The organism is Alishewanella sp. HL-SH06 (genome assembly GCF_052656265.1).
Map to the genome: position 1 here is coordinate 2,593,304 of NZ_CP199752.1, position 12,046 is coordinate 2,605,349.

8 protein-coding genes are annotated in these 12,046 nt (G+C 47.8%); 3 read left to right on the forward strand and 5 right to left on the reverse strand.

The genetic code is table 11. From position 1 onward, the window contains the following. Nucleotides 1-25: 25 nt before the first annotated feature. Entirely contained in the window at nucleotides 26-925 is a 900-nt protein-coding gene (locus tag ACUJFK_RS11885; protein WP_445424979.1) for a cation diffusion facilitator family transporter, read from the forward strand. A 116-nt stretch (nucleotides 926-1,041) separates the two neighbouring features. Here the strand turns inward: ACUJFK_RS11885 and ACUJFK_RS11890 are convergent, their stop codons facing one another. Both ACUJFK_RS11890 and ACUJFK_RS11895 read right to left on the reverse strand, forming a co-directional pair. Continuing rightward, a complete protein-coding gene (locus ACUJFK_RS11890) occupies nucleotides 1,042-1,578 on the reverse strand; it encodes a hypothetical protein (RefSeq protein ID WP_445424980.1) in 537 nt (178 codons plus the stop codon). 215 nt (nucleotides 1,579-1,793) lie between these two features. Continuing rightward, entirely contained in the window at nucleotides 1,794-2,540 is a 747-nt protein-coding gene (locus ACUJFK_RS11895; RefSeq protein ID WP_306178250.1) for a helix-turn-helix domain-containing protein, read from the reverse strand. Nucleotides 2,541-2,696: 156 nt separating this feature from the next. Here ACUJFK_RS11895 and rhlP point away from each other — a divergent pair, with 156 nt between their 5' ends. Continuing rightward, complete coding sequence (gene rhlP, locus ACUJFK_RS11900; RefSeq protein ID WP_445424981.1) at nucleotides 2,697-3,572, forward strand: rhombotarget lipoprotein; 876 nt, start codon at nucleotides 2,697-2,699, stop codon at nucleotides 3,570-3,572. Between the two features lie 10 nt (nucleotides 3,573-3,582). On the opposite strand, the gene ACUJFK_RS11905 is transcribed toward rhlP, so the two are convergent. From ACUJFK_RS11905 to ACUJFK_RS11915, 3 genes are read right to left on the reverse strand one after another with little or no spacing between them, the layout of a single operon-like run. After that, nucleotides 3,583-6,663, reverse strand: a complete 3,081-nt coding sequence (locus ACUJFK_RS11905) for an efflux RND transporter permease subunit (RefSeq protein WP_445424982.1) — start codon at nucleotides 6,661-6,663, stop codon at nucleotides 3,583-3,585. Beyond that, nucleotides 6,660-9,899 carry an efflux RND transporter permease subunit gene (locus ACUJFK_RS11910; RefSeq protein ID WP_445424983.1) on the reverse strand — a complete coding sequence of 1,080 codons (3,240 nt, stop codon included), beginning with the start codon at nucleotides 9,897-9,899 and terminating at the stop codon, nucleotides 6,660-6,662. Before ACUJFK_RS11910 ends, ACUJFK_RS11905 begins: the two co-directional genes overlap by 4 nt. A gap of 14 nt (nucleotides 9,900-9,913) precedes the next feature. After that, the gene (locus ACUJFK_RS11915) at nucleotides 9,914-10,972 is read right to left on the reverse strand and encodes an efflux RND transporter periplasmic adaptor subunit (RefSeq protein ID WP_445424984.1); all 1,059 of its coding nucleotides are present in this window, start codon (nucleotides 10,970-10,972) and stop codon (nucleotides 9,914-9,916) included. Between the two features lie 314 nt (nucleotides 10,973-11,286). On the opposite strand from ACUJFK_RS11915, the gene ACUJFK_RS11920 reads away from it, so the two are divergent. Continuing rightward, the gene (locus ACUJFK_RS11920) at nucleotides 11,287-11,928 is read left to right on the forward strand and encodes a DUF4136 domain-containing protein (protein WP_445424985.1); all 642 of its coding nucleotides are present in this window, start codon (nucleotides 11,287-11,289) and stop codon (nucleotides 11,926-11,928) included. Nucleotides 11,929-12,046 lie beyond the last annotated feature (118 nt).

The following is a 12,046-nucleotide window of genomic DNA, read 5'->3' on the forward strand; positions in this document are numbered from 1 at the left end:
CGTTTTGTCTCGAAGATTTGCGCCGATGTCTAACCTACGCCCACGTCAATTGCTGTTACTGTCGCTACTTGCCGGTTTTTTAACCATGGCGTTAAAAACCCTGGCTTGGTATTTAACCGATTCGGTGGGTTTTTTATCTGACGCTATCGAGTCGCTGGTGAATGTCGCGGGCGCAAGTTTTGCGCTAATGATGGTAACACTAGCCAAACGCCCTGCTGATGAGCACCATCCTTTTGGCCACAGCAAAGCAGAATACTTCTCAGCCGCTTTTGAAGGCGGCATGATTTTTCTGGCGGCGTTGGCGATTATGTTTACCGCCGTTGAGCGTTTGCTCAATCCTCAACCTTTACTGGCTTTAAATATCGGCATCGCACTAACCGTGCTGGCCAGCCTGCTTAACTTAGCTGTGGGCTTACTACTGGTTAAAGGTGGTCAACAACATCAATCGCCGGCCTTAGAGGGTGATGGCAAACATTTGTTAACCGATGTTTGGACCACTGCTGGCGTGGTTATCGGGGTCGTGTTAGCGGCATTAACGGGGTTTATTTGGTTGGATGCCTTGGTGGCAATATTGGTGGCCTTGCATATCCTGCGTGAAGGCGGCAGTATTTTATTCAAGGCGATAAATGGCTTAATGGACAGAGCCTTGACTGCAGAGCAAATTGCCACAATTGAACAAATTTTTGTCGAGCTGGGTAATCACCAGGCGCAGTTTACGCATTTACGCACCCGCGCTGCCGCCACCCAAGCGTTTGCGCAAGCGGATTTACTGGTACCCGGTGACTGGAGTGTCGAGCGTGCGCATCAATTAGCTGATGCTGCCGAGCAGCAATTACTCAGCTTAGGTGTGCAATTAACAGTACATATTGAACCGTTGGACTATAACAGCTCAGGTAACAGGCTACTCAATCCAACCGTGCATTAACTCACTTTAGCCAATCATATTGGCAAGAAGCTGCATTAGCTCGCGACCTTGGCGCGATACTCTTCAGCAACGAACGACATCGCTAAGCTGCGCTAAATAATAAGCGACAGTCAAAACTATATCGCCAAGCCTGGCATACTGACCGCTAAATTAATGAAGCGCTGCTGGTGTTGCTGCAAGGCCGCCAAGTCTTCGCTGGTTAAACACGGCTGAATCACTTTTTGCATATGACTGGTTTGCGCCAAGGTTTTTTCAACTTGATCGCGCTGCGCTTGCTGTAAAAACGGCAACGACTGCTGTGACAGATTCAACATCGGCTGCATCGATTGCAGAACCGGCCAAGCCCCTTTCGCGGTTAACTCTAAAAAGACTGCCGGAGTAAGCTGGTGCGCGGCCAAAATTTGTTGCATCTGCGCCACATACTCTTTACCGCTTTCTTTCGCTTGTAACTCACTAACATGCTGTGGCCAGTTGCAATGTGGCTGTAATCTTAACCGCTTTAACTCCGCGGGGCTGTCCTGCTCAATTTTCGCCAATTGCGGTAAAACCGCCTCTAAACGACTAATGTTTTGCTCAGTAATCACGGTAGCGGCCGACAACACACTACTAAAGCCAAACAACGGCAACATCAGCGCTATTACTTTCATTCGCATAAAAACCTCTTCACTATCTAAGTAAATTGCTCCACAACACCACCGACCTGTCTCTGAGTGTGGTCTAACCAGTGTCAGAGTGTGGTCCAACCTGTCTCTGAGTGCGGCCAGAGCTCAGAGCTCGTACCGGTGTCTGAGTGTGGTCGGAGCTGTCTCTGAGTGTCGTCTGATCTGTGTTTTACGCGCTTTAGGCTGAACGCCGGCTGAAAGCGCGTTTAGCTTGGATTATCTTGGCGTAATAACCGCTGCAAAGCGCCAAAACGCCAATCGCGTAGCGCTAGAACCACGCTACTGCCATGGCGCTGACTGAGCGGCAACTGACTGTCTTGTTGAACTAATTCATTAAATTCATTAGCAAGACGTTTCAGTTTTCGTTGAAACACAGCGTTATTCGATACCGACAACATGCCATTTAATACCAGTAAGCATTCTTGATCGCCGTTAAAACGATGATGAATGAAATCAGTTGCCAATTGCTGTTGAAAGAAGCGTTGAATGGGACCATCGTTACGCCAGCTAAAATTGGGGGCAACTTTTAATTTAATGCGGTTTTGCGGTAACAGTTCAATCAACTTTAAACGGTCTAATTTAATCAACTTTTGCAAACATTCAGTTGGCGTCAGTTGATACCACTGCAGCATGTCTTGCATCGTCCAATGATTTAACGCCGATACCGCCACCACTAACAAGGTCAGATCTTCAGTTAACTGCTGCTCTTGCTGTTCACTCAGTTGCGTCACCTGCCACTGGGCTTGCTCTAATAAACGCAGCAAATCTGTAAAATCGAGCGCCATCAGCTGACAAATGCTTTCAATGCGCGCCAGCGTAAACTGTTGCTGGGAAAACATCCGTTTTACACTGGCTTCAGTCAGCTCAAGATGAGCCGCAACCTGTTGGTAAGTAAAACCATGCTGTTTTAAGGCCTGTTTTATCACTTTAATTAATGCGTTACTTTGTTGCATCGGAAGATCAGCTATTGTTATACCCTGCCTTAAAAGTAGCGCATTACGCTACCAAAAGCGATAAATGTTGCTGCTTTTATTTTTTAAGTAGCGATATGTTCACTTGCCTGCTAGTTTAATGCGTAAGCAAACCTGCTCAACCTAAAGGACGCTATTATGGCTCTATCAATTCGTCACATCAGCATTAGTCTTGCCCTACTTTGCAGCTTAACCGGTTGCGCCAGCCAGCAAATGGGCAGTCGCAGTAGCGTGGTCGATTACCTCTACCCCACAGAAAGTGAAGTGATGATTAACCCAGCGATACCGGTTTTACAATTACCCATTCGCTTAGGCATAGCCTTTGTACCGGCTGATCGCAGTCATCAACGTGGCGACAATCCTTGGGCGTGGCAAAACACTGGTGCCAACCTGCTGACCGAGCCGGCCAAGATGCAAATTCTGGATAACATTGCTGCACAATTTAGAGAACGTGACTTTATTGGCGATATTCAAGTGATCCCCAGCGCCTATTTGCGGCCGCAAGGCAGTTTTACCAATCTTGATCAACTAAAAACCATGTTTGGTGTCGATGTCATTGCTTTAGTATCGTTTGATCAAGCGCAGTTTAGTGACGAATCCAAAGCGGCGCTGAGTTATTGGACCTTGGTCGGTGCTTATTTAGTATCGGGGCAAAAAAACGATACCAGCACGTTAATGGACACGGCGGTTTATGCCATCGACAGTCGTAAGTTGTTATTTCGAGCTCCGGGCGTCAGCCAAATACAAGGGCGCTCCACCCCCATTAACTTAAGTGAAGAACTACGGCTGGATAGTAGCGCCGGCTTTGCTGCCGCCAGTGAAGATATGATCAGCAATTTAGAAACAGAATTACAGCGTTTTACCGAGCGTTTAAAAGCACGGCCAGAGGATATCCAAATTGTCAAAAGCAGCCATTACCGTGGTGGCGGTAGCTTGGGTTCAAGCTTTTTAATTATCCTATTTGGCCTTTGGCTGAGTCGGCAACGTGCTCGCCACCCACTCAGCCAAAGTTAAAGCTTAAAAGTTAGGCACGTTTTAATAAGCGATGTTGCCAACGCTGACTGCGCAGTAACAACTGCGCACAAGCGGCGCGTAACTTTATCAAGCCATAATAATTTAACGGTACCAGCAGCAAACTGGTTAAGGTAGAGAATAACAAGCCACCGATGATCGCTAAGGCCATCGGTGCATAGCTGGGGCCGTCACCGCCAATCGAAGTGCCGCCTAACGCCAGGGGCACTAAACCTAACACCGTAGTGGATACCGTCATTAAAATCGGCCGTAGCCGTAAAGTACAGGCTTCTACAATCAAGGTTTTTAGTGGCATATCAGGCTGTAATTGCCGATCTTGATTAATACGATCAACCAATACGATGCCGTTATTCACCACAATACCCATTAATACCAGCATGCCAATCATGCCCATTACCCCCATGCTGGTGCCGGTGAGCCAGAATGTCCAAAACACCCCAACAAAAGAAAACAATAGGCTGCTGATCACCGCATTGGGCAGTAATAACGATTCAAATAACGCCGCCATTACAATGTAAATCATCGCCAGCGCCAGCAACATATTCACCATCATCACTTGCTGCTCTTCGTTTTGCTGCACAAAGCCGCCTTGATAAGACCAACGATAACCATCGGGTAGTTGCACCTGTTGCATTAACTGATCGATTTGCGCTCTCGCCTCTTCGTTTTTAACCTCCGGCTGTAATGCTAATTGCAACGCTATGCCGGTCTGCCGTTCGAAGCGTTGGATCGACTGTAACCGTGGCATCACCTTTAATTCCGCCACCTGCGACAATGAAATACTGACACCGTTAACCACCGCCACGGGCAAGGCAGCAAGCTCGGCCGGTGATTGGCTGATGCGTTCATCGTAAATCAAGCGGATCAACAGCTCCCCCTGCTCACTGCTACGAAAGGTACGTAAATTGACCCCACGTAACGCTAACGCAACGGCATTCGCTACCTGATCGGCCGCCAATTTAAGGCGATCCAGCTCAGCACGTTTAAGTATGATTTGAATTTCTTGTTGACCTTTCGCCAAATCAGAGCTCACTTCGGCTAGGCTGGGCAAGCTTTGTAACAGCGGTTGGATCTCACCCGCCAAACTTAATAAACGCTCAGTCGAATTGCCTAATAAGTGTAGCTGCAACGCATTGTTATTATTACCAAAACTAAATGAAGGTTGCGAACGCACCAACGCTGGCCAGTCGGCGCGAATGTGCTCTTTTAGTTGTGCTAAGGGCACTTCAAGCTCAGGTTTCAGTAGAATAATCGACATGGCATGCCCAGCACGATAATAACTGTATACAGAAGCGATACCAAACTCTGCCTGACGACTGTATAAAAACGCTTCCATCGTTGACACTTCTGCCCGCACTTCTTCTAGGCTGTAATTGCCTTGCACATTGTAATTTAGGTACAAGCGGCTATTATCCTGGTCTTCATCACTACTAGTACCCATTTGTGAAAAGGGTAAGCCCGCACTGGCTAGCACCAACAAGGCGGCAACACTGGCGGTTTTTGGCCAATTCATCACCAGTGTCAGCGCACGATGATAAAACTGCTCTAAGGCTGAAGCGGTTTGTTGCGGTTGTGGCTGCACACTTAATTTGGTGGTTAACAACGGGATCAGGGTTAAGGCTAACAATAAAGAAATGCCCAAGCATAAACAGATGGCAATGGCGACATGCTCTAAAAAGATGGTCAGCTGCATCTTTTCACCAATAATATTCGGTAAAAACACTATCGCCGTGGTGGCTGTACCCGCTAATACCGCCAAGCCAACGCGCTTTACTCCCCGCTCGGTCGCCGCGCGAATATCGCCGCCTGCTGCACGTTCCCGAAAGATGCTTTCGGTGACCACTACCGCATTATCAACCAGCATACCTATGGCTAACATTAAGCCCATCATGCTAAGAATATTTAAGCTGTAGCCCATAAAATACATGGCGCCCAGCGCAATCACGATGGCCGCAGGCACCGATAACACCACAATTAAGGTGGTGGTTAAATGCCGTAAAAATAAAAACAACACAATAAACGACAGCAAAGCGCCGATGGCACCGGCCATTAATAAATCGCGCAACGACGTTGTCACGCTGTCGGCCAAATCATCCATCACAAATAAATTGATGCCATTAAACGCCGGGTTCGCTTCAGCCTTTGCCACAACTTGCATGGCGGCAGCGGCAACATCCACTAGGTTAGCACCCGATTCTTTGTACACGTTCATACCAACCGCGTAGGTTTGATTTAAATGGCGGCCTTCTTGGCGTTTAGGCAACTCAAGTTCAACGCTGGCCAGATCACGCAGTTGCAAACCGGGGCGTATCGGCAAAGCAGCGATCTCACTTAAATCTTGATACTCACCCAGTGGTTTCACTAACACACTTTGCTCTGGATTACGTAACTCGCCGGCACTTAACGAAAAGTTACTGCCGCGTAATTGCGCCAGTAAACTACTGGCATCAACATTCAGAGCGCGCAATTTGTCGGGATCAAGGCGAATAATGACTTGGCGTTTTTCAACACCGTATAATTCCACTTTTGATACGCCCGGCACGCGCTCTAATGGCCGTTTAATTTGCTGCTCCAGCAAATCGTAGGCCATCGCCAGATCGCGCTCAGAAGAAATGCGTAATTGAAAAATCGGCAAATCGCTAGTGTTAAATTGAAACAGCAACACGCGCTCGACATCGCTTGGCAGCAAATGCCGAATACTATCAAGACGTTCGCGTACCTCTAAGCCCTTGCTGCTAATGTTTTCGCTCCAACGAAACTCAAGCGATACATCACCGCTGTTTTCATTGGCAAAACTGCGCAAACGCTTAATCCCACTGACTGTAGCTAATGCTTCTTCCAAAGGGCGGGTAATTAAACGCTCTACTTCAGCAGGGCTAGCATTAGGATACGGCACGGTGACATATAATTGCGGCACATCAATGCCCGGCAGCATCTCTAGCGGCAATAACCTGCTGGCTAAACCACCGAGTAACAGAAGCGAAATAAAAAACATGCAAATAGTCACCGGCCGACGCAAGGCTAACCGGGTTAACCCTAAGGGTTTTTCTGTTGTAGGTTGCTCAGTGTTCATACTTGCGCCTCCGTAACAACAGCGCTTTGGCGGTTTTGCTGAAAACTATACAGCACTGGTATAAACACCAAGGTTAATAAGGTGGCTAAACTTAAGCCGAAAATGACCGTGATCGCCATCGGCGCCCGAATTTCACTGCCTTCGCCAGTACCAAGCGCCAGTGGTAATAAACCGAGCACCGTGGTTAAAGTGGTCATCAACACGGGGCGTAAACGACTTTGCCCAGCCAGTATAATGGCCTCGGTCATCGCTTGGCCTTCCGCTCGCAATTGATTGATGCGGTCAATTAGTACAATGGCGTTATTTACTACGATACCGGCCAACATAATTAAACCAATAAATACAATCACTGATAACCGTGTATCTGTTAGCCACAAACCTAACACCGCCCCTGCTCCTGCTAGCGGCACCGTAAATAAAATCAGTAAGGGTTGCAGTAAATTCTCAAACTGCGAGGCCATTACTAGGTACACCAAGAACACGGCCAATAACAACGCAAACAGCAAAGAGCTGTATGCGCGGGCCATTTCTTCGCTTTGGCCCATCACCTGCACTACTTGACCTGGCGGCAACACCAGTTGCTGTAACAGTGTATTAGCACGGTCTGTAGCTTGCTCTAAATCACCATAGGCTAAATTGGCCGTAACAATGGCAACCCGCTGCTGGCCAACTCGGGTAATTTCGCTTGGGCCCACTTCACGGCGCACTTGCGCAACGGCACTTAACGGCAAGGGCTCGGCAGCACCTGGGTTGATGATCAGTTGCGCCAGTTGTAATTCATATTGCCGATATTGCTCGGCTAAGCGCACGCGAATATCAATTTTCCGATCATTTACCGAAAACTGCCCAGCCACTTCACCGCCGATATAGGTTGCGACACGCTTGGCCACCTGCTGTGCTGTCATGCCTAATTGCGCCAAACGGGCATGATCAAAATACAGCGTAATCTCAGGCTGGCCTGGCCGTAAGCTCGATTTAACATCCGTGAAACGCTGATCGGCACTTAATAAGCCCTGCAAGCGCTCTGCCGATTCGGCTAGCTGGCTTAAATCATAACCACTAATTTCAATTTCTAACGGCGTGCTAAAACTAAACAACTGCGGCCGGTCAAAGTGCGCGTTTACCCCTGGCTGTAAGGCTAAACTGCGACGCAGCTCTTCTTGCAATAAATGCTCGTCTGCAGCACTACTCTCGTCGGTTAACACCACATGTAAACGGCCCCAATGGCTGCCACCAATGGCGGGATCAACTGTCATTTGCGCGCCAGTACCGGCTAAACCATAGCTGCGCGCCACCACCGGATATTGCTCTAATTGCTTAGCTAGCTGCTTTAACAGTGCATCCGTTTGCTCAATTGCCGAGCCCACCGGTAATTGCACATCAACATAAAATTCACCTTGGCTAAGTTGTGGCAGTACATCCGCGCCTAAGCGCGGTAATAAGCTAAAGCAGGCCCCTGCAGCAATAAAAGTAACGAGTAAAGTCAGCGTTTTCGCCCGCAGCGCAGCACGAAGCACTTTCAGATAGCTTTGCTCTGTTACACTTAATACCCATTGCACCAACAACACGGCAGGGCGACACAGCCAATACAAGCCTTTTGCAATAAGACTAAATAGCAGGCTCAGCACGCTAACCAGCGATAACAGTACAAGGTATAAGCCGCGACCGATCAAGCGCAGCGGCAATAGTGGCCAGTGATACCAACGCGTGGGTTTTAATGACGACAAAGCTTTAAGTTCTTGCTCGCCCTCAGTTAATGCCGTTTTGCGACTGCGCGCTGCCATGGTTGGAATTAACGTCAAAGCCACCACCAGCGACACTAACAAAGCAAAGGTCACAGTTAAGGCTTGATCACGAAACAGTTGCCCGGCGATACCTTCAACAAAGACCAAGGGAAAAAACACGGCTACCGTGGTTAAAGTAGAGGCAGTAATCGCCATCGCCACTTCACCGGCACCTTTTTCTGCGGCGGCTTTACCTGACAAGCCCAGCTCTTTGTGCCGAGCAATATTTTCTAAAACCACAATGGCATTATCGACCAGTAAACCAACCGCCAAGGCAATACCGCCTAAGCTCATCATGTTCAGCGTAATACCCTGACCGTACATCAAATTAAAGGTCGCAATCACCGAAACCGGAATGGAAACCGAAATTATCAAGGTGGCCCAAGCATTTCGTAAAAACAAATACAGCACTAACATCGCCAGCAAACCGCCGACCATACCGGCAGATTTTACATCGGAGATGGCTTGTTTAATAAATTGAGATTGATCAGATAGCACCTCTAGCTGATAGCCTGGCGGCAGCATTTTACGTAGCTCAGGCAAACGCGCTAATAACCCTTCAGCCACGCGCACCGTGTTGGCATCGCCTTCTTTATAAATAGCCAGCTCAATGGCCTGACTGCCATTGATGTAACTGATACTTTGCCGATCAGCAAAGGCATCTCGCACCTCGGCCACATCTTTTAGGCGAACTTGGCTGTTGCCAACCGTAGTTAAATACAGATTTTCAATTTCTTGCAGCTCAGCAAATTGGTTAATGGTTCTAACCAGATAATCATAAGACGCGGTTTCTAAACGTCCGCCGGCTAAGTTGATATTTTCAGCTTTCAAACGCTGAGTAATAACGCTGATATCAAGTTGCAGCTGACTTAACTTTTGTGGATCCACCAAAATCTGAATTTCTTGGGTTAACCCCCCGTCAGGGCGCACCGCGGCAATACCGCTAAACGATTCCAGTTTTCGGCGCAAATCTTCTTCGGCAAAGGTACGAATACTGACCAGCTCTGCTGCGCTCATGTTGGCTTTCGACAACGACAGCCGCACCACCGGGTCTAGGTTGGGGTTAAAACGCAGTAATAACGGTTTATCAACATCTAAGGGTAAGAACAACACATCCAGCTTCTCTCGCACTTCTAACAGCGCCAGATCCATGTCCGTGCCCCAATCAAACTCCAGTACCACGTCAGAGCGCCCAGCTCGAGATACCGACGTGACTTTACGAGCCCCTTTAACAATGCCCAGCGCTTCCTCAACCGGTTTACTGACCAGTTGCTCTACTTCAGCTGGGGCCGCGCCTATATAGGTAGTACGTACCGTTAAGCTAGGATAGGACAGATCGGGTAGTAAATTAACCGCTAAGCGACCGACCGACACTAAACCAAATAATACAATGGCGAGGGTAAACATCCAGACGGTAACCGGCCGGTTTACAGCAGTATTGACCAAACTCATGATTAACGTCCTTGTTAGAATTCGCGCTCAGAAACCACTTTAACCAAGCTTTGCTCTTTAAGTGCGGCATGCCCCGCTACCACTACTTGATCGCCTACGTTTAAACCGTCTAGCACTTCGACCATATGATCTGCGGTATAGCCCAAAGACACTTGGCGACGTTGCACCCGATTGTCGGCATCTAACACCATCACACCGGCTAAATTATCTAAGGTAATGAGCGCGCGCTTAGGGATTAACAGTGCCTGTTCTCGGGTATCAAATTGGATCTCTACCTGACTAAACATGCCGGCTTTGAGCTGCCGTGCTTGGTTATCAATAATCAGCGTGGTACGCACCGTACCGGAACTGGCATCGACCACAGGCGCGACGCGACTAATACTGGCAGTAACACTGGGTACGCCAGCAAAGCTTAGTATGGCGGCTTGGCCACTTTTCGCTTGCAGCATTTGTTGCTCAGGTAAATGCACCACCGCTTCTAATTCGCTTTCACTGACCAAATAAAACAGTGAATTTGGCGCCAATTGGTTAATCAATTGGCCGGTTTTAACAAAACGCCGTGCCACCACTGCGTTAAACGGTGCGCGAATTTCGGTTTCTCGCAAATTTAACTCAGCCAGTGCAACGCCGGCTTGCATGGCCGAGACTTGCCATTTTAGTTTTTCATACACGTCGGTACTGACCAATTTGCGCTGATGCATTTCATGCATGCGGCTTAATTCAGATTCTAAGCGGCCTAACTCGGCCCGCTCTTTGGCTAACAAGTGTTGTTGCCGCTCATTTTCTAAAACCGCTAACAATTGCCCCGCTTTAACTTGATCGCCTTCTTCTACGAGCACTTGCTGCACGATACCGGTGCTTTTCGCCATCATGTCGGCTTCAGCCCGCGCTGTTAATGTGGTTGTTGTACGATAACTGCTACTGATGGCCCCTAAACGCGAACGTGACGTTTCTACTGGGATCGCCACCTCTGCGGCGGCGGTACTGTTCGGGCTACTTTGCGCCTTATTGCATCCTGTTAAAACTACGCTACCGAGTAACACCACCGCCATTAACGCTAATTTCGCCTGCATTTTTCCATTCCTTGCACTATAAACGTATTATAGATATTGATTGCAGCCACTATGCCAAAAATAAAATAAAAATATAATCAGTAAGTTAGCAGATAATTGTTACAATTCATGTTTTTTAACATGGTAATTAAATAGCGTAAATAACGATTTATTAGTCAATTTAACTAGCCTTGCTAAACTTTCAGCCTGATAGCGGCGTAAAACGAAGTACAGGCTGCGTTCAGCTTGGCTTGCTAAATTATTACACTGTGAGGCTTGCATAAACTGCGCTAAACTCGCTGCCATAAACTGTTTGTTTCAGGATGAGGTGTCTGATGTCTGTTGTTAACGTGCTAAAAACCAGCTTATTGCTGCTGACCACCACGCTTGTATTGGCCGGTTGCGCCAGCCCGAAACAAGCTAATATTGACTATGACCGTTCAGTTAACTTTGAACAATATCAAACCTTTGCTTTTTTTAAGCCCACCGAAACGGTTGAGGCAACAGCCGAAACTAAAACAGCTGATACGGCAGAGACTGCTGCGACAGCCCCTAGCTACGATCCGCTACAAGCGCAACATTTTAAAGCCGCCATCATTCGCGAAATGACCGATTTAGGCTATCGCTACAATGAGCAAAGCCCGCAATTATTAGTAAATTACCAGATCAATACAGAGAATCGGGAAGATGTTCGCAGTTCGCCTTTTAGCATTAACGCCGGTTATGGCTTTTTCGGTCGCAATAGCGCTTTGAGTTTCGGCTTTCCTATTTTTGGCGGTGTTGAAACACATCGTTACAAAGTAGGATCAATTCTGATTGATGTGATTGATGCCAGCGAGAATCGTTTAATTTGGCAAGGTATGACCGAAGGTAAATTAGCAGCAGACTCGAAAGTACATTCGCAAGATAGTATTAGCGCAGCGGTGGCGCTGATTTATCAGCGTTATCCTACACGGTTAAGTGCCGACAACAAATAAATGCTTTAGCCAGTGCCTCAACAGCACTGGCTTAATGCACGAAGATTTAATCAAGTGCTGCCAACAAGGTATTACATTGAGTTATCATGTCGACTATTAACACCCTAGATGCTCAAGC

Bases quoted from the DNA above. Each gene is read 5' to 3' on its own strand.
- ACUJFK_RS11920 (WP_445424985.1), top strand. From the start codon at position 11,287: ATGTCTGTTGTTAACGTGCTAAAAACCAGCTTATTGCTGCTGACCACC.
- ACUJFK_RS11910 (WP_445424983.1), bottom strand. From the start codon at position 9,899: ATGAGTTTGGTCAATACTGCTGTAAACCGGCCGGTTACCGTCTGGATG.
- ACUJFK_RS11885 (WP_445424979.1), top strand. From the start codon at position 26: ATGTCTAACCTACGCCCACGTCAATTGCTGTTACTGTCGCTACTTGCC.
- rhlP (WP_445424981.1), top strand. From the start codon at position 2,697: ATGGCTCTATCAATTCGTCACATCAGCATTAGTCTTGCCCTACTTTGC.
- ACUJFK_RS11895 (WP_306178250.1), bottom strand. From the start codon at position 2,540: ATGCAACAAAGTAACGCATTAATTAAAGTGATAAAACAGGCCTTAAAA.
- ACUJFK_RS11915 (WP_445424984.1), bottom strand. From the start codon at position 10,972: ATGCAGGCGAAATTAGCGTTAATGGCGGTGGTGTTACTCGGTAGCGTA.
- ACUJFK_RS11905 (WP_445424982.1), bottom strand. From the start codon at position 6,663: ATGAACACTGAGCAACCTACAACAGAAAAACCCTTAGGGTTAACCCGG.
- ACUJFK_RS11890 (WP_445424980.1), bottom strand. From the start codon at position 1,578: ATGCGAATGAAAGTAATAGCGCTGATGTTGCCGTTGTTTGGCTTTAGT.